17 protein-coding genes are annotated in these 21,478 nt (G+C 43.3%); 10 read left to right on the forward strand and 7 right to left on the reverse strand.

The annotated features are described in order from the left end of the window. Positions 1–193: 193 nt before the first annotated feature. Positions 194–1,348, reverse strand: coding sequence for a DEAD/DEAH box helicase (locus IOD06_RS01110; protein ID WP_194618637.1), 1,155 nt, complete (start codon positions 1,346–1,348; stop codon positions 194–196). Between the two features lie 260 nt (positions 1,349–1,608). Beyond that, the gene (locus IOD06_RS01115) at positions 1,609–1,824 is read right to left on the reverse strand and encodes a cold-shock protein (RefSeq protein ID WP_010198374.1); all 216 of its coding nucleotides are present in this window, start codon (positions 1,822–1,824) and stop codon (positions 1,609–1,611) included. Between the two features lie 502 nt (positions 1,825–2,326). Here IOD06_RS01115 and aroQ point away from each other — a divergent pair. After that, entirely contained in the window at positions 2,327–2,863 is a 537-nt protein-coding gene (gene aroQ, locus IOD06_RS01120) for a type II 3-dehydroquinate dehydratase (RefSeq protein WP_194618638.1), read from the forward strand. 177 nt (positions 2,864–3,040) lie between these two features. Then, positions 3,041–4,342: an AarF/ABC1/UbiB kinase family protein gene (locus tag IOD06_RS01125; protein ID WP_194618639.1), complete on the forward strand. Its 1,302-nt coding sequence runs from the start codon at positions 3,041–3,043 to the stop codon at positions 4,340–4,342. A 28-nt stretch (positions 4,343–4,370) separates the two neighbouring features. Here the strand turns inward: IOD06_RS01125 and IOD06_RS01130 are convergent, their stop codons facing one another. Then, complete coding sequence (locus IOD06_RS01130) at positions 4,371–5,201, reverse strand: ion transporter (protein ID WP_010198359.1); 831 nt, start codon at positions 5,199–5,201, stop codon at positions 4,371–4,373. A 359-nt stretch (positions 5,202–5,560) separates the two neighbouring features. Between IOD06_RS01130 and IOD06_RS01135 the strand changes: the two genes are divergently transcribed. Continuing rightward, positions 5,561–6,310, forward strand: coding sequence for a YebC/PmpR family DNA-binding transcriptional regulator (locus tag IOD06_RS01135; protein WP_194618640.1), 750 nt, complete (start codon positions 5,561–5,563; stop codon positions 6,308–6,310). A 101-nt stretch (positions 6,311–6,411) separates the two neighbouring features. On the opposite strand, the gene IOD06_RS01140 is transcribed toward IOD06_RS01135, so the two are convergent. From IOD06_RS01140 to IOD06_RS01150, 3 genes are all read right to left on the reverse strand, one after another. After that, entirely contained in the window at positions 6,412–9,405 is a 2,994-nt protein-coding gene (locus IOD06_RS01140) for a LysM peptidoglycan-binding domain-containing protein (protein ID WP_194618641.1), read from the reverse strand. A 267-nt stretch (positions 9,406–9,672) separates the two neighbouring features. Further along, positions 9,673–10,167, reverse strand: coding sequence for a hypothetical protein (locus tag IOD06_RS01145; protein ID WP_189581670.1), 495 nt, complete (start codon positions 10,165–10,167; stop codon positions 9,673–9,675). 377 nt (positions 10,168–10,544) lie between these two features. Then, positions 10,545–11,855, reverse strand: coding sequence for a CNNM domain-containing protein (locus tag IOD06_RS01150; protein WP_194619584.1), 1,311 nt, complete (start codon positions 11,853–11,855; stop codon positions 10,545–10,547). 581 nt (positions 11,856–12,436) lie between these two features. Between IOD06_RS01150 and yajC the strand changes: the two genes are divergently transcribed. The 7 genes from yajC to IOD06_RS01185 all read left to right on the forward strand — a co-directional run bounded on the left by yajC (position 12,437) and on the right by IOD06_RS01185 (position 19,755). Then, the gene (gene yajC, locus IOD06_RS01155) at positions 12,437–12,763 is read left to right on the forward strand and encodes a preprotein translocase subunit YajC (RefSeq protein WP_189581667.1); all 327 of its coding nucleotides are present in this window, start codon (positions 12,437–12,439) and stop codon (positions 12,761–12,763) included. A 253-nt stretch (positions 12,764–13,016) separates the two neighbouring features. Further along, on the forward strand, positions 13,017–14,894 hold the full coding sequence (gene secD / locus IOD06_RS01160) for a protein translocase subunit SecD (protein ID WP_010198348.1): 1,878 nt from the start codon (positions 13,017–13,019) through the stop codon (positions 14,892–14,894). A gap of 9 nt (positions 14,895–14,903) precedes the next feature. Then, complete coding sequence (gene secF, locus IOD06_RS01165; protein WP_010198347.1) at positions 14,904–16,163, forward strand: protein translocase subunit SecF; 1,260 nt, start codon at positions 14,904–14,906, stop codon at positions 16,161–16,163. Between the two features lie 179 nt (positions 16,164–16,342). Next, entirely contained in the window at positions 16,343–17,764 is a 1,422-nt protein-coding gene (locus IOD06_RS01170; RefSeq protein WP_194618642.1) for an MATE family efflux transporter, read from the forward strand. A gap of 110 nt (positions 17,765–17,874) precedes the next feature. Beyond that, positions 17,875–18,606, forward strand: coding sequence for an AzlC family ABC transporter permease (locus tag IOD06_RS01175; RefSeq protein WP_194618644.1), 732 nt, complete (start codon positions 17,875–17,877; stop codon positions 18,604–18,606). Then, on the forward strand, positions 18,596–18,952 hold the full coding sequence (locus IOD06_RS01180) for an AzlD domain-containing protein (protein ID WP_194618646.1): 357 nt from the start codon (positions 18,596–18,598) through the stop codon (positions 18,950–18,952). Before IOD06_RS01175 ends, IOD06_RS01180 begins: the two co-directional genes overlap by 11 nt. A gap of 269 nt (positions 18,953–19,221) precedes the next feature. Beyond that, entirely contained in the window at positions 19,222–19,755 is a 534-nt protein-coding gene (locus IOD06_RS01185) for a DUF2058 domain-containing protein (protein ID WP_189581649.1), read from the forward strand. Positions 19,756–19,909: 154 nt separating this feature from the next. On the opposite strand, the gene purF is transcribed toward IOD06_RS01185, so the two are convergent. Next, the gene (gene purF / locus IOD06_RS01190) at positions 19,910–21,445 is read right to left on the reverse strand and encodes an amidophosphoribosyltransferase (RefSeq protein WP_194618648.1); all 1,536 of its coding nucleotides are present in this window, start codon (positions 21,443–21,445) and stop codon (positions 19,910–19,912) included. Positions 21,446–21,478 lie beyond the last annotated feature (33 nt).

Here is a 21,478-nt window from a genome sequence, read left to right on the forward strand (position 1 = left end):
TTTTTTATTCATACAAAGCTATAGTCGATACTAAATAAAATAGATACACGACATTATAAAATGCGTGACTGGTACAAATTTTTCTTACTTGCTGTGTCTACACAGACAGAGGCTACAAAAAATTTATATCAGTCACGCTGTCTCTTTTTTATATTGAACTGACTATATCAAGATAAATCCTAAGTTAGACCAATTACTCCTGCCATTGCTCAAGCGTAAACTTGGTATCTAAGTGCTTCTCTAACGCAGGCAAGTTAAAAGCATCATCTTCGCTAACGAAGCTAATACTGATACCAGTCTGTCCAGCACGGCCCGTACGACCAATGCGGTGTACGTAGTCATCTGGCTGATCAGGCAAGGTATAATTGACCACGTGGCTAATATCATCCACATGAATACCACGCCCTGCGACATCGGTGGCGACCAAGATAGAAGCATGACCATCTTTAAAACGCTGCAAGTATTTTTCGCGTTTTTGCTGAATGACATCGCCTGATAACATCACAATTTTATGTCCTTGACGCAACTTGTGATAGAGACGCTTCACTTGGTCTTTGCGATTGGCAAAGACAATGACTTTATCGACAGCGGCATCACTGATAATACGCTGCAAAGCTTCTAATTTTTGATCTTCTGTTAATAGATAAAAGTGTTGATCGACCAATTCACTGGTTTTATGCTCAGGCTCAATTTCGACAAATTGCGGCTCATGTAACCAACGATACGCTAAGTTCATCACATCTTGGTTGAAAGTGGCAGAGAATAATAAACTTTGGCGATCGGTGTTAGAAGGCATCCGACCGACCAAGCGCTTGATATCTGGAATAAAACCCATATCCAGCATGCGATCTGCTTCATCTAGTACCAGCACTTCTACTCGATCCAAATAGACCATGCCTTTATTGGCCAGATCAATCAGACGACCAGGTGTCGCCACTAAAATATCAACATATTGACGGTCAAGCTCGTGCTGCTGGGTTTCATAATTTGTGCCACCCATAATACAAACACTGTGTAGCGAAGTATATTTGGTCAGAGCAATACAATCGTCAAATATCTGCTGTGCAAGCTCACGGGTCGGTGCCATGATCACTGCACGTGGCTCACCTAGATAGCGCTCTTCATCATTGGTAAAAGGACGCTTGAGTAATGCTTCCATAATAGTTAACAAAAACGTTGCCGTCTTACCAGTACCCGTTTGTGCCTGTCCGATAGCATCTTGATTTGCCAAGGTGTGCGGTAATATCTGCGCTTGAATAGGGGTCAATTCAGTAAAACCTAAATCACTTACCGCGCGTAAGGTCGGTGCAGAGAGTGGTAAATCAGTAAACGTTGTGAAGTTACTCAAAAAATCATCCTTTTATATGAATTGCTTGTATTTTTCAATCAGTGACAAGCTTATGCTAAGCCTTAGCCTCGCTGTATATCGCTACCAATAACGATAAAAATCATGCATTGGTAAGCATAAAAAAAGCCAAACCCGATGCCTAACCTCACCCATAATGATGAATTAAAATCAACATAGGTAAGATAAGACGGGCTTGACTCAGTAGTATATCAGTAGTTTATCCAGACATTGCAACTAAACTGCGCTAATGACTGTCTCGACTACTCTTCTGTTTTTCTGACTTCTTCAGCTTGAAGGCCTTTATCACCTTCGACAACGCTGAATTCAACTTTTTCGCCATCTTTTAGAGAGCGATAACCATCACCTTGGATCGCACGAAAATGGACAAAAATATCTTCTCCGCTATCACGTTGAATGAAACCAAAGCCTTTTGAGTCATTAAACCACTTTACGATACCTTGCTCACGAGCTGACATAATTTACTTCCTAAAAAAGTCGCTTAGCCCCAAATTCCTTTGCAACATTGCATATAAACGGGGTCTAAGATTGTGAAATCAGAATTAAACCTTACTACGTTAAACACTATCGTCTGAATATATACTTAGCTGAACCCTGTAGATTGCAGTGTTTCGCCATTACCTTTTACTAATACCAAAATAGCTTTTATATTCACTATAACTTACGTTAGACAGCTTATATATAAGCTCGCATTGATGATATTAGAGCACTAGTAACAAATTCGTAATATAGATTGCTTAAAAAATATCATAGCACGGGTTTTTAGCAACATAAAGACTTTTAGTATGGTTTTTAAAACTTAGATTGATTTTTCATGTAATTTTTTTATAACCCTACTAGCAAGCTGTTATCATAATGAAATAAGATTGGTTTTAGCGCGTCATTTCTTGATTTTTGAACCCTACTACTGATTAATAACTTATCAATTATCCATACCATCCAATAGCGATAGAGAGCATTATGACGACCTCTTCTCAGTCAGCAGCGACATTAGAACCTGCTAGTCAATCAGCAGAAATAATGCTGACCCATAAATTATTATTGGTTAATGGGGTCAATCTCAATTTACTGGGCAAGCGTGAGCCGGATATTTATGGTCATATGACGCTGGCTGATATTGAGCAGCACTTAATTGACCGCGCTGCCAATTATGGTGTTAAGCTGATTTGCATACAGTCAAATCACGAAGGTACGCTCGTTGATGATATTCAGCATTACGGATTGCTGGCAGATAGAGCGGCACAAGTAGACGCCATCATTATCAATCCTGCTGCATTCACTCACACCTCGGTTGCCCTAAGAGATGCGTTATTGGCCACACAAAAACCTTTTATCGAGGTGCATCTGTCTAATGTGCACGCCCGTGAAGCCTTTCGGCAGCATTCTTATTTAAGCGATATTGCAACAGGCGTCATTTGTGGCTTAGGACATAGGGGCTATCAGATGGCATTGGATTATTGGCTGACTAATATGTATGCGATAAACCTGACCGATTAATGCTTTATAGTGGATATTTATAGTAAAGTTGCTCAAATATATTGAGAAAGTCATACAGAAAGAAAAAACTCATTCGTGCAAGACAACCTTATCTTTAGCACACGAGTCAAACAGCAATTGCTTACTCAAAATAATAAAATTATGGTTTGATAAATAAACCCCTGCATGGTGATATGAATGGCAAAATCGTCCGGAAAACGCTTTATGAAACTGGCTGGTATGACAGCCAGTATTGCTGGAAAAGCAGCTAAAAACTCATTAAGGCACCTCTCAAGTGACGAAGAAAAACGTCTGCAGGCACGCTCAGACTTGATGCAAGATGTGGGTATTCAGATAGCCGAAACGCTTGGTGAAATGAAAGGCGCGGTGATGAAAGTGGGACAAATCGCCTCACAATATAAAGACGTGTTTCCCCCTGAAGTGGCGACCGCTTTGGAGAAGTTACAAAAAGATGCGCCGCCCATGCCTTATGCGCAAATACGGGCACAAATCGAACGTGAGCTCAAAGCCCCTGTTGATCAGCTATTTACCATGTTTGAAGAAACACCATTTGCCGCCGCTTCCATTGGACAAGTGCACAAGGCTATTTTACCTTCTGGGCAAAAAGTCGTCGTCAAAGTACAGTACCCCGACGTGGATGAAAACTGTGATAGCGATCTTAAGCAAGTCCGTATGGCACTGAAAATCGCTGGCGTTCTAAACATGAGCAAGCAATTACAAGAGCAACTCTTTAACGAGATTCGCCAAAGCTTGCACGATGAATTGGACTACGTCAAAGAAGCCCACAACCTACAGGTCTTTGGTGCTTTTCATGCTGAGGACGAAGGGCTTATTATCCCTAAAGTCGTCAATAGCCATTCTACTAGGCGAATTTTGACGTTGACGGAAGAGATGGGTGAAACGTTGACAGTCGCCGCAACGTGGGATAATGAGATTAAACAGAAAATCGCTGAGCGTCTATTTCATTTTACTGCCGGCCAACTGTTTGGCTTATATCGCATGCACTGTGACCCCCACCCTGGTAACTTTGCGTTTCGTCATGACGGCAGTGTCGTGGCTTACGACTTTGGTGGCATTCGCAGCTATAGCCATAGTGAGGTTCAATTGTTTCGCCGCTTCGCGCAACATGCCGTCAAAGGCGATGTTACCGCACTTGAGCAAGACTTAATCGCTCTTGACATTCGCCGTGAGGATGATAAAAATGTGCCAGGTGAATTCTATGAAAAGTGGCTGGCTATCGGGATGAAGCCGCTCTCCATTGCACCTTATCAAGAAGGGGCTTTTGATTTTGGCAGCAGCCAAGTTCATCACGAAGCAATCAGCCAAATGCGCACCTCATTAAAATACTTTGGGCAATTTCAACCTTCAGCCACGACGATGATGCTGGATCGCACCGTATCAGGACAATATTGGAACTTGGTCAATTTGGGTGTCGAGATCGATCTGTCACCGCTGGTCGCTCAATATATAACCAATTAGTTGACCTAATTAGAAAGACGAGTGTGCATTACACATGCAATGCATGGCCGCAGCGATCACAAAAAGTGGCACTGACTGCATGGCCAAATTTTCCGCAATTCGGACAGGTGATTGGATTGAGTTGTGGGCGCATATTCCGAGCCAGCTCAGAGGTAAAAATACCCGTTGGTACCGCAATGATCGAATAACCTGTAATCATGACCATGCTCGCAATCGCTTGACCTAGCGGTGTTTTAGGTGACATATCACCATAACCGACCGTGGTCATGGTAACGACCGCCCAATAGATAGAAAGCGGAATACTGGTAAAGCCGTTTTCGGGACCTTCTACCACATAAATAATCGAGCCAAAAATCGTTACCAATAAAACCAGTGATAAGAAAAACACGGTGATTTTTTGCTGACTGGTTCTAAGTGCCGAGGCCAAGAAGCCCGCTTGTTGCATATAGGCTTTAAGCTTAAGTACGCGAAAGATACGCAAAATACGTAAAATACGTATGACCAATAAGTACTGTACGCCCACGAACAATAGACTTAAATAACTGGGTAGAACGGACAATAAATCTACTATCCCAAAAAAACTAAAGGCATAACGAAAACGATTGGGTGCTGAAAACCAGCGTAAAGCATACTCAATGGTAAATAAAATGGTAAAAAACCATTCCGCATAAAAAAACAGCGTACCATATTGCAAACGCATATATAACACACTATCCAGCATCACAACACCAACACTGGTCAAAATCGCTATCAATAATACGACATCGAAAAGCTTACCCATACGGGTATCTGTGCCTTCGACAATGATATGAATGCGGTTACGCAAGTGAGTAATAGCTTCGTTATTTGGTTGCTTCATAGAGTCAATAGAGTCACAAGATCAATGGTTTTAAAAAACCGAACGATTTAGGCTAGCAGGAACAAGCTAAGATTGGTCAAAATGCGCAAAAGTGGTTTATAATACGCGACAGCTTATGAGTACCAATAGCTATTATCAGGTTTGATAGACAGTTATATAGGTAGCCATAATACAAAGAATAATAGTGTAGCAAAAAAGCACTGCGAACGACATACAAATTGTTAACTTGTAAGTAAGCCAATTACCTTAGAAAAACAGGTCAATCATATAATTAAAATAGCTCGTTAAGTGTCAAAAATCATCATTCATACTCTTTTTATTCACACCATAAATACCACGTAAAAATTTAAGGATGTCATATGGCAGGCCATTCAAAATGGGCAAATATTAAACACCGTAAAGCCCGTCAAGATGCGGTAAAAGGTAAAGTATTTACCAAGATTATTCGTGAAATTGTTTCTGCTGCCAAGCAAGGTGACCCAGACCCTGACAAAAACCCACGCTTGCGTGCCGTTATTGAAAAAGCATTATCAGTCAATATGACCCGCGACACGATCAACCGTGCTGTCGATCGCGGTACGGGCGGCGGTGATAACGAAAACATGGAAGAAGTCAGCTACGAAGGTTATGGCGTTGGCGGTGTGGCGGTGCTGGTCGAAACCATGACTGACAACCTTAACCGTACCGTCAGCGAAGTACGCCACGCGTTTACCAAAAATGAGGGTAATCTTGGCACCTCAGGCTCAGTGGCCTATCTGTTTACTAAGCGCGGTGAAATCACTTTTAATGATACAAGCTTAGAAGACGAAGTGATGTTGGTCGCCCTAGATGCTGGTGCGCTTGATATCGAAAATGATGGTGATAGCTTGCTGGTCATCACCGAATGGGAAACTTTCGGTCAAGTCAAAGATGCACTTAATGCTGCAGGTCTCATCTCTGACAATGCGGAAGTGACCATGTCGCCCTCAACCACTGCTGAGATAGACAATGTGGATGATGCCGAAAAAGTTATGAAAATGATTGATATGCTAGAAGACATCGATGACGTACAAGAAGTTTATAGCAATGTGAATTTCTCTGCTGACGTCATGGCACAACTTGAGCAATAGTTTTATCCCTTAACTATTTAAGTTCATTGTCCCATCCTAAAATAGACAAAAAAAAGCTGCTCTTATATAGAGCAGCTTTTTTAGTTAAAGCTTCTTTAAAATCAACGGTTGGGGACGGTCAAACGCTGACCGCGCTGTAGCATCGTGTCGGCTTTTATTTTATTCATATCAGCCAGCTCTTGCGTTGATACGCCATATTTACGAGCCAAACCAATCAAGCTATCCCCTGAACCAACCGTATAGCTGACTGTTACTTTAGGCACTTTGATGGTTTGTCCACGTTGTAGCTGAGCATTGGTCGCAAGATCATTGGTCGCCGCCAAATCTTCGACTGAAACGCCAAACTGACGCGCCAGCGCGATTAAACCATCACCTGATTTCACTTTATAGCTCTCAGTGTCGCCCAGTTTTTTGCCATTACTACTTACTGTACCAGCCGTAGTACTGGCAGAACTGCTGCTGCTTTGATTGCTGCTAGTAGCAGGAGCGCTACCGCTAGCAGGAATGGTAATGGTGCGACCCAATATCAAATTGGAGTTGGTTTTTAAATTATTGGCTGCTGCCAAATCACCCAAACCGATATTGTAACGTTGAGCGACACCCGTTAAGGTATCCCCTGATTTCACTTTATAACTGACCGACTTATCATTCAACTGACGATCAACCAACTCTTTAGACGCTGGGACTTTAATTGTTTGACCGCGTTGTAGACGTGCCTTAGCATCAAAACTGCTATTGACCGCAGCCAACTCTGCCGCACTGACCCCCACACTGTTCGCAATGCCAATCAAGGTATCACCTGATTTTACTTTATAGTTGGTCGTTGATACTGAAGAGCTTGCGCGGCTAGTCGAACTACTGGCACTAGTGCTATTACTAGTAGAATTAAACTCAACGCTGGCCGGTACTTTCAGTGTCTGACCCACATACAATGAATCAGTCGTACCAATGTTATTAAGGCTCGCCAAGGTTTCAGTTGAGATGTTAAATTGGCGTGCTAAGGCAATTAGCCCATCACCTGCTTTCACTTTATAATTTTTGGTCGCAGTCGACGACTTACTTGGTTTAGTCGATGGCGCAGCAGGTGTACTTGCTGGAGCGGTCACCTTACCTGGTATCAACCACAGCTTTTGACCTCTAAGTAAGTCAGCACGGCTGCTTAGGTTGTTGTAACTTGCTAACTGTGTCACAGACAAACCAAAGCGGTTGGCCGTACCAATTAGGGTGTCGCCACCTTGTACCACATAACTCTCAGGCTGGCTTGCGACGGTGGCGCTACTGCTGCTTAATGGCTCAATAGTTTTGGCACTATACAAGTATAACGTACTGCCAGACAATAGCTTAGCGCTGGCATCTATTTGGTTCCATTCAGCGATATCGCGCCAGCTTACATCAGCACGACTGGCGATATTTGATAAAGTATCGCCACGTTTTACGGTATAAGTGGTACGTGTGCCTTGTGGTTTTGGCTTACTGACTGATGTCTTTGGAAAACTCAGCTTTTTCTCTTCACCGCGTGCTTCTAAAATAGACTGCTGTGTCTGTACTGCGGAAAGGTTGATATTACCATCCGCATTGATGACGTTGGTCTCAGCGGTATTGCTTCGAATTTGATTGGCAATAAAGTCACGCTCTTCTTTGCTTAGCGGCGGCTCTTGGACGATAGTGTTGTTTTGGGTAATCTGTGCAGAAGTAGTCGGTAAACTGTTGCTGCTTTTGAGCTCTGCATTGATTTTGTTAGTTTCTGCCGTAGTCAAAGGCGGCTCAGTACGCACAGCATTGTTGCTATAGACAGAGCTGCTCGTCGGCGTGACTGATGGTGAAATATAACTGGTCGTTTGCTGAGGCACACTGGCACTCGCCGCATAATCCGCAAGCGCACTGCCTGTAGAAGGCAATGACGTTCCGGTATAGGGCTTGCTATTGTAGCTTGGTGTCGTTGGTGCGTTAGGATTCGTGTTGCTGGTAGCGATGACATTGCTACTACCGTTGCCTCTTAACGAGCTTAATTTTGCGTCAGTATTGAGACTCACATCATTCGGAATGATAATACGCTGCGGGCCTGAAGAATCAACACGGGCTGACGTCAGTGCGGTATTCAGCCTTTCTAGTTCATCATAACTAACGCCTGTCACTTGTGACACTTCGGCTAAGCTAACGCCATAGTTCACTGGCACACTACGGAAATGCTGGCGGTTGGCGATAGCGGGCAGATAAACGCCATATTGCTCAGGTTTTGCCACAATTTCAGCCACTGCCAAAAAGCGCGGTACATAGTTCATGGTCTCAGTCGGTAATCTGAGTGACCAATAGTCAGTTGGTAAACCGCGAGCCGCATTGGCATCGATTGCTTTTTGCACACGACCAGGGCCAGCATTATAAGCGGCTAATGCCAGCTCCCAACTACCAAATTGATTGTGTAGAGCTGTTAAAAAGTCATAAGCAGCGCGCGTTGATTCGATGACATCACGGCGGCCATCATAACTACTGCTTTGATTGAGACCATAAATACGACCCGTACTCGGAATGAACTGCCATAGACCTGCGGCAGCAGCACTACTGGTACCACTTGGATCATAGGAGCTCTCAATCACGGGCAGTAACGCAAGTTCAGTGGGAATATTACGACGCTCAGCTTCTCGCACGGTATGGTATAGATAGCGACTGGCACGCGCCGTTAAGCGATTTAGATAGTCCTGTCTGCTGGTAAACCAACCCTTCTGCCCTTCGATACGCTGATTATAAACAGGCTGACCACCATTCATGCGATAGCCCGCACGTAGGCGATTCCATAAGTCCCCGTATTGTTGAATAGCAAGCTTATTGCCTTCAACCATCGTCATATCGGTCGCTTCTAGCAAATCCGCAAGCTCATCTAAGCTTTCAGCATCCAAAAATGCCGTTGAATAATCAGCATTAGTGCTTGGGTTAGCGACTTGATTGGTAGGACGTTTGGTAACCACAGCTGAGCTGTTGGTCATGCCCTTATTTTTTACCGCTGACGTATTACTACAAGCACTGATAAGTAAAGTCGTTACCGCAAGCGTCAATGGTAAGGCAATAAATGAGCGAGAGTTTGAGAGCACAGTAGACATGGTATTGGAAGTTTCCTAACGACAAGAATTGATAAGGTAATATTGATGGCTAGTATAGTATGCAATGTTAAGCAAAGACTAGCCTAATATAAAAGATAATAATCAGCCGATACTCTAAAAGTTACGACGACATGCATAAAAATTGCACGTTCGAACTAGTAGCTAATATAACTTTGAGTAATTATCATCTTTTTTATAGCTCAGCGCTGAACATGCACGCTAAGCCATAACTACTGGTTATAAGCACTAACTATAAGTACTAAATTCTTAATTAATAGCCACTTGTGATACAGCGCGTAGCAGAACTGCATTGCCAGTAGACAACGTCAAAGTCACTCGCGAGGTAGTGACAAACGACACATTGCGACCGTCTTTTACCCAGCTTTCATTGGTCGTAACATTAGCTTTGGCCTGATTACCAGTGATGACAACGTTATCTACAGAAATATCGTAACGATAATTGGACGTGTCATTCCAACTGTTTTGCAGTAGTTTCAAGTAGGCATCTTTGTCTAAGCTGGTAGACTTACCTTTTCTTGACAATGAAATCAGCGCATCGTCAGAGACAAGACCGGCGACTTGATTGATGCTTTTATTATTCGCTGATGACTTCATGGCTGCTGCATAGCTTTGTACCAAATCTTCGGTCATGGTCGCGGCTTGCGCAGTGATGCTTACGGTGCTTGCCACAGCAACCACTGCTGTTGCGCCAGCACTTTTTAGCAGTAGAGCCAACAGCCCTTTTCCCCATAGTCGTTTCATGATAATCCTTAACGATACCGTTTTCGTTGTTGTCGTTGGCATTAATTGACGTTTAGCACCTGTTTACTATTTAATGATAGATGGCTATAGTCAGTTCAATATAAAAAGATATGATAAATATAACGCCCCGCTGGACGCTAACCTTTTATTAACGCGTTTGCTTAAAACTTTTAACAGCATACTTTGTTAGTGATTTTAGCCTATCACTCAATTCTCACAGCCATGTGACACCCTGTGTAATTATTGCGAATATCATTTTACTATGAACGCCTTACACCTTTATTACCCTACAGCACTTATTGCTCTAAAGCACTGACCATACGTCAACTGTACTGTCATGACTCAGAAGCCCAATGTCTGGCGCATCAATGACAACGCTATAACTTACTCTCTGTATTACTGTCTTCATACTGCTCATCATCGCTCAGTTTCATGCCCAAACGCTCTACGCGTCTGTCCATCATTTGCCGTGCTAACGCCTGCATGTCTTCAACGCGGTCTATCTCATCCACAATCTCAAGACCCAATAACGTTTCAAACACGTCTTCTAAGGTGACCAAGCCTTTTACTTCACCGTACTCACCCACGGTAATGGCGATATGAATACGATTTTTTAGCATGAGCTCCAATAAATCAAACAACTTCATCTTTGAAAATACAAAGGTGATGTCTCGTTTAAATTGGGTCAACGGCTTATGCATAGCATGATTGACTTTCGCCAACAACATATCTGTTTTTAAGACAAAGCCGGTAATATTGTCCAAGTCACCATCATAAATCGGCAATCGTGAAAAAGTCAGTTTAGGACGATCAACCAGCAATTCAGCCACGGTTTTGTTTTCTTCAAACGCCAACATCACCGAACGCGGCGTCATGATATCTTCGACTTTAATAGCACCAAATGCGAGTAAATTGCGAATAATTCGAGATTCTAGTGGGTCGATTTGCCCAGACTCTTCACCAATACTAGCAAGCGCGGCAAACTCACGACGGCTAAATGCTTGTGGTTCTTTGCCACGTACCAGCAGTTTCGTTAGCCGCTCCGAAATCCAAATAAGCGGATAAAGCAGTAAAATGATACCGCGCACAAAGTAAGCGACCATGCCACTTAACTGACGCCAATATACCGTTCCAAGTGTCTTTGGGATAATTTCAGATAAAAACAAAATAGCCAACGTCATAATGGCAGAAAATAGCCCAAACCAAGCACTACCAAACACGATCGTAGCCTGAGCACCCGCTCCGATAGAACCTAACGTATGAGCCACTGTATTCAAGGTCAAAATAGCGGCCAACGACTGATCGATATTATCGACCTTTAATCGTCTTAGCATATTTGCTTTTTTTGGATTGCGTTCTTGAACATCCGCAATATAGGATGGTGTCATGCTCAGCAAAACAGATTCAGCCAGAGAGCAAATAAACGAGATACCAATAGCGATCAGCACAAACAATATGAGCAGCAGTACACTGGCAGCAGTCGGTTCTGCTACTAGACTTTCTGTTACTACGCCCCCCGCTGCAAAAGCGGAATGAGGCAATAAGAACATCAGCATTGCTAGTAGTGCCGACAGCCTAGAGACTGATTTAGTAAGACTAAGACGCTGTAAATAGCGCATCGTCGGGGGAGGTTCAGCAGAGACGTCTTTACGACAAGCGCGTGGACGACACAAACGAGGTATAAACATAAAAGTGGTGGACAAGTTAGGTAACCTAAACATAAAAGAGAAAAAAGGAATCGAAAAAGATAATTAGCAGACTACATCAGACAGCAAACCATCTATGATAAAAAACTGGATCGTGCTAAATGGTCAAGTAATGCTGCTCTCATACCTTCTATTAGATACAATTATAGCCTAATAGTAGAGCGCACTAAATACAGGCAATCATTGTCTTTTGATAGTAGCACTGATGATGTGAATGCACAATAAGTCGCTATTTGTTTTTAAGCGGATAGTTTTAATGTAACTGGGTGCTTAAAATGGATATTTTTAATAGTATTGTCTTGACCATACTTATTATGTTGCATAATTCTGATGGTGTTGAGGCATAGTTTGCATGAATTTAACCCTTAGATATTCCAAGTCAGTCTCCACTTCACAACACCCTATTTTATACACCAAAGAGATTGTAGGGATAAATATTGACTGCTAGTATGCCAGTACGTTAAGAAAAACATCCTCAGCCTATGATTAACAGTTACCAAGTCTAGGATTTTTTGTTACTATGCGTTTAATTTATTATTATCTATGACTCACTGAGAGAGATTATGTTGTTATTTATCCAAGCGGCCCATGCTGCCGAAACTGCCGGTGCTGCATCACTATTTGGTCAAATCTTATTACCTGTTGCTTTTTTTGCAATTTTTTACTTCTTAGTGATCCGTCCTCAATCTAAGCGCACGAAAGAACATCGTGCTATGGTCAATGCGTTGACAGTCGGTAGTGAAATCATCTTTGCTGGTGGACTAATGGGTCGTATCAAAGCATTAGAAGGCGATTATGCAGTCGTTAGCTTAAACAATAATACAGATATCAAAGTACAGCGTGCTTCTGTTATTTCAGTATTGCCAGCTGGCACTATCGAAAGCGTCTAATTATTGTCAATGGCTTTGATAATAATTAATGAATAGTTGTCATAGCTATAAAAGCAACCGCTATAAAAGTGACCGTATCTGATTTACGGTCACTTTTCGCTTTACCTTTTTACGTTTTATTATCATCGCGGATGATCGCAATGGTGCATCATGACGGCTGCTAAATAAGCACTCAACCATTGCTCTCACTAACTTCCCATCTGCTAACTTGTGGCCTGCGTCGCCAATAGTTTATCAACTTAAAGAAGTGATTATGCAATATCCCGCTTGGAAATACTTACTTATTACCGTCGTGCTAATCATTGCCGGTCTGTATGCTGCTCCTAACCTCTATCCTGATGAACCTGCGGTACAGATTACTAGTGCAGCAGCAGGTACGCAGCTGTCTGATGGTATCTTGACCCAGTCTCAAAGCTTACTCGAAGACGCTGGTTTGAACAATCATGACGGCACCTTTGAGGGCAACAGCGCGCTGGTACGTCTTGATAACCCGGTCGATCAGCTCAAAGCACAGGAAGTACTGCGTCAGAACTTGGGCGAGGACTATGTGGTCGCGCTCAACTTAGCGCAGACAACCCCGCAATGGCTACGTGATATCGGTGCTAGACCGATGAAGCTCGGTCTTGATTTACGTGGTGGTGTGCGTTTTGTGCTAGAAGTTGACATGGATAAGGCTCTCGATCAACGCCTGACCAGTGCCAGCCGTGATGTACGCCGTGACCTACGGGCTGAACGTATTGCGATCAAAGGCATCAAAACTGAAAACCAAGGCATCGTGCTACATTTCGCCGATACAGACACCCGTAATCGTGCACAAAATGTCTTGCAAGGCTCGATGAGCAATACTTTTAGTCTACAGTCTTCTATTGATGACCAAGGCCCTGCCCTGATTTTGGTATACAACGATGCAACGCTAGACGAAATCAATAGCTATGCGGTCAATCAAAACTTAACAACCCTACGCAATCGTATTGCTGAACTTGGCGTCACCGAAGCTTTGGTACAATCACAAGGCGCGAGTCGTATCGTCGTTGAATTACCTGGTGTACAAGATACCGCGGAAGCAAAACGAGTCCTTGGACGCACAGCAAACCTTGAGTTCCGTATGGTGGCTGAGGACAGTGAAAACTACACGGGTGGCATTCCTCCTGCTGGTACCGAAGCATTCCCGTTTGAGACGCTTGATGGTCCACCGGTATTGCTAGAGCGTCAATCTATCGTCACAGGTGATAAAGTCACTAATGCACAGACGGGTATTGATGAGAGCGGTTCACCTGAAGTAAGTATTACGCTGGATAGTGCTGGCGGTAAGCTGATGCAAAACGCCACACGTACTGCTGTTGGCAAGCAAATGGCCGTTTTATTCATTGAAAATAAGCAAAGAATCACTTACGAAGAAGACCCAGCGACTGGCGAAACGGTCGAAGTACGTACGCCTTATGCTGAAACTAAAGTCATCAATCGTGCCAATATTCAAGCCGTACTAGGCTCCTCTTTCCGCATTACTGGTCTTGATAGTAGTGCAGAAGCAGCAGAACTTGCACTACTCCTACGTTCAGGCGCATTAGCCGCACCGATGTACTTTGTAGAAGAACGCACCATTGGTCCTTCACTGGGTCAAGAAAATATCGATAAAGGTCTCTTCTCTACGCAAGTTGGTTACTTGTTAGTCTTTGCGTTCATGATTATTTTCTATCGTCTGTTTGGGGTCATTGCCAACGTGGCGCTAGCGATTAACGTCATTATCATCATCGCTATTATGTCAATTTTAGGCTCATCACTGACCCTACCCGGTATTGCCGGTATCGTCTTAACCATTGGTATGGCGGTCGATGCCAACGTGCTGATTTTTGAGCGGATACGTGAGGAGCTGGCAAATGGCGTCCGGCCAAAATCTGCCATTGTGGCGGGTTTTGATCGCGCTTTTAGTAGTATCTTCGATGCCAACATCACTACCTTATTGGTCGCCTTTATCTTATTTGCGATTGGTACAGGTCCGATTAAAGGCTTTGCGATCACCTTAGCGATTGGTATTGTCAGCTCGCTATTTACCGCGATTTTGGTAACGCGTGCGCTGGTACAAATTGCTTACGGTAAACGTAAATCTATCAAACGTCTGAGCATCGGTTAGGAGAAACATATGGCGATCGATAAGAATAATCCTCTAGAACAGCAAAATAATCCAGATCGAAATGGCTCAAATGGCGATTCAAACAGTAACAGTACGCGCCGCCGTAACAAACCGCGTCGTGATGGTAAAGGTAGTAATACTAAAACCAACAATCCTACGACGGCGAAATCAGACAAAAGCAAAACGCGTCGTGGCGGTCAAAATGCTCAAGAATTGACCACACAGACAAGTACGCCTGTCGACCAGACTCAATTGATGAGTGATGCCGCTGAGGATGCTGCTGCACAAGCTGAAGGCGGTATCAAAGCCGTTGGTAATCAACGTATCATTCCCTTTATGAAGATAGAAAAGCCGATGGCTATTTTATCGTTACTCATGGTGATTGGTAGTATTATCGCGATTGCCGTTAATGGTCTAAATCTAGGTCTAGACTTTACCGGTGGTGTTTCAGCAGATGTACGTTATGAGCAGCCTGCTGAGCAAGTAGAAGTGGTCAAAGCCTTGGCTGATAATGGCTTTGATGATGCTGTCGTACAATATCTTGGCACACGTCAAGAGTTACTGGTACGTTTGCCACCTCAGTCTGACAATATTGACGGACTCAATGCCAGTCTTAGTGCCGCGTTAGCATTGCCTAATAACACGGTTGAAATCAGTAATGTGAATATCATTGGTAGCCAAGTAGGTAATGAAGTCTACTTAAACTCTGTTATGTCACTGGTTTTAGCCTTGGTCTGTATGCTTGGTTATGTCGCGCTACGTTTCCAGTTCAAGCTGTCTCTAGGTGCGGTGCTGTCACTCTTCCACGATGCTATCGTGACCATCGGTGTCTTTGCCCTATTTGGCTTTCCGTTTGACTTAACTGTTTTGGCGGCTATCTTAGCCTTGATCGGTTATTCCTTGAACGATACGATCGTTGTCTATGACCGTATTCGTGAAAACTTCCGCCGCGTCCGTGGTATTACACCGCGTCAAACGATTGATTTGTCATTAACAGAAACGTTACGCCGTACCATCATGACTATCTCAACTGTGTTACTGGTTGTTTTAGCCATGCTGTTCTTGGGCGGTGACGGTCTCTATTGGTTCTCGGTTGCACTATTTATCGGTTTGCTGGCGGGTACTTATTCGTCAACGTATATCGCAAGCTCGATTCCACTACGTATGGGGCTATCTCGTGATGATTTCGTGGTCAAGGTTAAGCCTGAATTTGAAGAAGAAATCGTCACTTTTAATGACCCAAAAATGTTTGAACAAGACAATATTTAAAGCAACTTAGTTAAGTTAACCTTTAAATAAAAGAGTATTCAAACAAGCTCATAATCCGTTTTTCACTGTACGGAAGTGAGCTACAAATAAAAGCACCTGACTCATAATTAATGAGTGTTGGGTGCTTTTATCTTTATATACTGCTACAACCATAGCCATTAAGTATAAACGAGCAACCAATGCCAACTGTTACGCCATCACGCTCCATACCACCGATTGATACTCGCTATACGCGTATTATCGCCATCGCATTACCGGTATTGTTGGCTAACTTGGCGATGCCGCTACAAAGCGTGATTGATACCGCCATTGTCGGTAATATGAATGACACTGCTAAGCTTGCTGGTATGGGGTTGGCTATACAGTTATTGTCTTTATTACTCGTCAGTTTTAACTTCTTACAGTACGCTTCATCTGGGCTATCAGCTCAAGCATTGGGACAATCAGTCAGCCATGCTGACAGTGCTGAAAACACGACGACCAAGCAGTCAAGTCTGCTTGCTTCACCACTGCTGTCTATTTTGCAACGTGCTTTATTATTAGCATTCATCATCGGCGCACTATTACTGTTGGCAAAGCCATGGTTGATTGATTTTGGCTTAAGAGCCTTATCTGCCAACCCTAACAGTGGACTTGCTGCCAAAACTTATTTGGACGTACGTTTTTGGGGCGTCATCGCTGAGCTAATGAATTTTGCATTTATCGGCTGGTTTGCGGGTCAAGGTAAGACACGTTACATGCTCTACCAACAAGGCTTTATCGCCCTACTTAATATTATTCTCACTCTATTCTTTGTCTACGGACTGCAAATGGGGTTGGTCGGTGTGGCACTAGGTACTACTATCGCCTTTTGGTCTGGCGTGTTACTGGCTTTATGGTTGAGCCGCCAACATCTGCAGATATCTTGGACAGCGCTGTTTACTGCCGACCGTCAACATTTCACTAAAGAAAAAATGCTTAGGCTATTTTCTCTTAATAAAGATATCTTTATCCGCACGTTGATTTTAACGTTAAGCTTTGCTTGGATCACTCGTCTATCTGCGCAAAGTGGTGATGTAATTTTGGCTGCCAACGCTATTTTATTGCAAGTATTGAGCATTTCAGCCTTCGCCCTTGATGGCGTAGCAGTATCCGCTGAGACCTTGAGCGGTCAAGCAGCTGGAAGACGTGACTGGCCACGGTTTCGTATTATCGTCAAACGTACTGGCGTAGTCAGCTATGGGCTTGCCATCATGCTAAGTGCACTATGGTGGCTTGCCATGCCAACTTATTTGCAGCTTATGACCAATATTGAACCAGTCTTTGCCCTTGCCTATGACTACCATCTTTATGCAGTGCTATTACCGCTGGTCGGCGTTGGCGCTTATTGGTTAGACGGCATATTCTTTGGCTTAACGGCGGGTAATGTCATTCGTAACGCCGCCCTTATATTGGCAGTGGTCTTTTTCCCACTGAGTTGGCTACTCTATCAGCAGTGGGATATGACTGGTATCTGGCTTAGCGTCTGGTGTTTGTTGCTGCTAAGACTTATTATTCTTGGCGGATTTTTATACCGTGCACATCAAACCGGTAGCTATGAAAAATTACAGCCCAATGTTTAGCATGGATGATCTAAAGGTTTATTTACCTAAAAAATAGGACTTTCTTAGTCTTATCAAATAAAGACCGACCATCAATTATAAAAATACAGTCAGAAAAATCAGGATGTCATGTGACTACTCATTCAAATGAACTAAATCATCAACAAGCGGCTCACTATGATTGGACAGAAGGCTTTAAGAAGAGCCTGCCAGTCGCGATGGGCTATCTGCCTGCGGGCATCGCCTTTGGTGTGCTGGCGCAAGTTGCTGGCATCCCTGTGTGGGCAACAATTATGCTCAGTATTGTCTTGTATGCGGGCGCGGCGCAATATGCCTGTTTGCCCATGCTAAGTGCCGGTCTACCGATTGGTAATATTGCGACAAATATTGCCGCTATTAACTTGCGTCACGTATTTTATGGCATGCCATTGCTACAGTATTTACCGAAACAAAAATTGGCCAAAACATACTGCTTATTTGCCCTGACTGATGAGACTTTTTCAGTCATGACCAGTTTACCCAATGAGTCGAGACAAGCCCTAATCCTACCTATTAGTTTGTTTAATCAAAGCTGGTGGGTGCTAGCGAGCACGCTTGGTGTGATGATAGGTAGCACGCTCAGTGACTTGATACCACATTTGGATTTTGCCTTAGTATGTCTATTTGTCATTTTGGCTTATGAGCAATTTCAGAGCATCAAGCGCTATTTCCCTATCGGTATTGCCGTAATTGCTTTAGCCGTTGCCTCCTTATTTACTAGCAATTGGCTGTTATTGGTAGCGATTAGCATTTGTATGCTGATGATTTTGGCACGCGGGTTTTGGACCAAACGCAGCGTAACAGGAGGAAGGCATGACCAGTAGTTATTTAATTTTTGCTACCTTTGCCATGGCTGCTGTTACTTTTATCACTCGCGCCCTTCCCGCCTTGATACCCAAAAATATGCTGGATACGCCATGGTTACATCGCTTGAATGAAAGCTTGCCGTTATCCGTGATGGTACTGCTTGTTTTGACCAGCCTCTCTTACCAAGATTTATCAGTGCGCACTGGCCTGCAAAGTGCAGAGCTGCATTTACTAATGGCACAAATCGGTGCTTTACTTCTGGTATTATTGGTCTATCATTTGAGCCGTCAATTATTGGTCAGCATGGTTGTCGGCATTGCTGCGATTAATGGTTTGCTTTGGCTATTTACTCAACTGACTTAATCGCTAATAACTACTTATAGTCAGGTCAATATAAAAAGAGACAGCGTGACTGGTATAAATTTTTTGCAGCCTCTGTCTGCGTAGCCACAGCAAGCAAGAAAAATTTGTGCCAGTCACGCATCATAATGTCGTGTACCCATTTTATTTAGTATCGACTATGTGTTTTATACAACAATGCGCACTTTTACTGTCTGCAATGAATTAACGGCACACTGCCGAAAAATTTGCTACTATTTAGTTTTTATTTTTATCATCTAGGTAATAAAATTATGGCCAAGAATGCCCTACAAGCTCAATTGTTAAAAGCGGGATTGGTTGATAGCAAAAAAGCCAAAAAGATCAGTAAGCAATCTGAGCATGCCAAACGTACTGGAGATGTATCCAATGTGGAAGCTAAAAAAGCGTTGGCAGCAGCCCAAGCGAAAAAGCTGGAGAAGGATCAGAAGCTGAATCAAGAAAAGCAGCAGCTTTTAGAAGAGAAAATGCTAAAGGCCAATATCGTCCAAATGATTAGACAGCATCAAATCACCGATACACAAGGTGAGGTCAATTATCAATTTGTTGATCATGCTAAAGTCAAAAAAATCTCTATCACGCAAAAATTATATGATCAAATCGTAGCGGGTCATGTGGTCATTGCACGCTTGGAAGAAAGCTATGCCCTGCTTCCTCGCCCTTTAGCCGATCGTATAGATACAAAATTGGAAGGCTTTATGGTGGTGTCTAACGATACCTCAGACAATGCGTTAGCGGATGACGATCCTTATGCCGCCTATGTAATTCCAGATGATTTAATGTGGTAATCCTACCAATAAAGCGCTATATATATTCCCAAGATCACCTCTTACCATAAATAGCGGTTTTTCAAAGAATATCTCTTATTTTAAGCAATAAAAAAGGCTGGATTCTATCAAGAATCCAGCCTTTTTATATACAGAAATTTAAGTATTTAGAGGCTTAAAGCTCTTCTACACCCATCATATCTACGGGTGTATCAGCCACTATTTGTACGCCTTTTTTGCCAGTCTTAGCGGTATCACTGCGCTGCTCTTGCAGATGCTCAAGATAGGCTTCATTGATTTGCCCAGTAATATAGCAACCATTAAATACCGCACAGTCAAACCCTTCGACTTTGCTGTGTTTGGTGTCTTTTACTGCTTCGATCAAATCGTCTAAGTCTTGGAAAATCAAGCGGTCAGCACCAATGATTTTACGTACTTCTTCAACGCTATGTCCTGAAGCAATAAGCTCGCTACGCACTGGCATATCGATGCCATACACGTTTGGATATTTTACGGGTGGCGCTGCACTGGCAAAGAATACTTTACGTGCACCTGCATCACGCGCCATCTGGATGATTTCATGGCAAGTGGTGCCGCGAACGATTGAATCATCGACCAGTAAAACGTTTTTACCTTTAAACTCTAACGGTACAGCGCTAAGCTTTTGACGTACTGATTTTTTGCGTTGCTGCTGGCCTGGCATAATAAAGGTACGACCGATATAACGGTTTTTCATAAACCCTTCACGGTACTTGATATTCATCTTAAGCGCCAGCTCCATCGCTGAGGTACGCGAAGTATCCGGAATAGGAATGACCACATCGATGTCGTGATCCTCACCCCATTCTGCAAGAATTTTATCACCAAGCTTCTCACCCATACGCAGACGCGATTTATAGACTGAGATGTTGTCCATAATAGAATCTGGACGAGCGAAATAGACGTATTCAAAAATACAAGGCGTATACTCTTGCTGCTCAACGCACTGATACGTATGCAGCTGATGGTCTAAATCAATAAAAATCGCTTCACCAGGTCTAACATCGCGGATGATTGTAAAACCAGAGCCAGTCAATGCAACTGATTCTGAGGCAACCATATATTCTGTACCGCCATTAGCTGCCAAACGCTCACCAAAGATGAGCGGACGAATACCGTTTGGATCACGAAAAGCAAGCAAGCCATGACCAGTAATCAAGGCAACGACACCATAAGCGCCTTCGCAGCGGCTGTAGACCGCTTTTACCGCTTCAAAAATATCATCAGCCGTTGGGTGTGTTTTGCCCAAATTCTGCATTTCATGCGCAAGTACATTTAACAATACTTCCGAATCTGAGTCGGTATTCAGATGACGACGGTCTTCTTTGTACAAGGCTTTAGCCAAGCTTTCAGCATTGGTTAAATTACCATTATGTGCCAGCGTAATACCATAGGGTGAGTTGACATAAAACGGCTGAGCTTCTGCACTGCTTGAGCTGCCTGCCGTCGGGTAGCGCACATGACCGATACCAAACTTACCAACTAGCTTCATCATGTGGCGATTCATAAAAACGTCACGTACCATGCCGTTTTCTTTACGCAAATAAAGCCGACCATCTTGCAAAGTCACGATACCTGCCGCGTCTTGCCCACGATGCTGTAGCATTGTTAAGCCATCATAAAGAATCTGATTAACTGGCTCATGAGCTGCAACTCCAATGACTCCACACATAGTTATATCCTATTTTGAACCACACATTAGTAA

The organism is Psychrobacter sp. N25K4-3-2, assembly GCF_015351755.1.
In the GTDB taxonomy this organism is placed as follows: Bacteria; Pseudomonadota; Gammaproteobacteria; order Pseudomonadales; family Moraxellaceae; genus Psychrobacter; species Psychrobacter glaciei.

Coding starts and splice junctions, on each gene's coding strand:
- IOD06_RS01115 (WP_010198374.1), bottom strand. CDS start 1,824: ATGTCAGCTCGTGAGCAAGGTATCGTAAAGTGGTTTAATGACTCAAAA.
- aroQ (WP_194618638.1), top strand. CDS start 2,327: ATGACGACCTCTTCTCAGTCAGCAGCGACATTAGAACCTGCTAGTCAA.
- IOD06_RS01125 (WP_194618639.1), top strand. CDS start 3,041: ATGGCAAAATCGTCCGGAAAACGCTTTATGAAACTGGCTGGTATGACA.
- IOD06_RS01130 (WP_010198359.1), bottom strand. CDS start 5,201: ATGAAGCAACCAAATAACGAAGCTATTACTCACTTGCGTAACCGCATT.
- IOD06_RS01135 (WP_194618640.1), top strand. CDS start 5,561: ATGGCAGGCCATTCAAAATGGGCAAATATTAAACACCGTAAAGCCCGT.
- IOD06_RS01140 (WP_194618641.1), bottom strand. CDS start 9,405: ATGTCTACTGTGCTCTCAAACTCTCGCTCATTTATTGCCTTACCATTG.
- IOD06_RS01145 (WP_189581670.1), bottom strand. CDS start 10,167: ATGAAACGACTATGGGGAAAAGGGCTGTTGGCTCTACTGCTAAAAAGT.
- IOD06_RS01150 (WP_194619584.1), bottom strand. CDS start 11,855: ATGTTTATACCTCGTTTGTGTCGTCCACGCGCTTGTCGTAAAGACGTC.
- yajC (WP_189581667.1), top strand. CDS start 12,437: ATGTTGTTATTTATCCAAGCGGCCCATGCTGCCGAAACTGCCGGTGCT.
- secD (WP_010198348.1), top strand. CDS start 13,017: ATGCAATATCCCGCTTGGAAATACTTACTTATTACCGTCGTGCTAATC.
- secF (WP_010198347.1), top strand. CDS start 14,904: ATGGCGATCGATAAGAATAATCCTCTAGAACAGCAAAATAATCCAGAT.
- IOD06_RS01170 (WP_194618642.1), top strand. CDS start 16,343: ATGCCAACTGTTACGCCATCACGCTCCATACCACCGATTGATACTCGC.
- IOD06_RS01180 (WP_194618646.1), top strand. CDS start 18,596: ATGACCAGTAGTTATTTAATTTTTGCTACCTTTGCCATGGCTGCTGTT.
- IOD06_RS01185 (WP_189581649.1), top strand. CDS start 19,222: ATGGCCAAGAATGCCCTACAAGCTCAATTGTTAAAAGCGGGATTGGTT.
- purF (WP_194618648.1), bottom strand. CDS start 21,445: ATGTGTGGAGTCATTGGAGTTGCAGCTCATGAGCCAGTTAATCAGATT.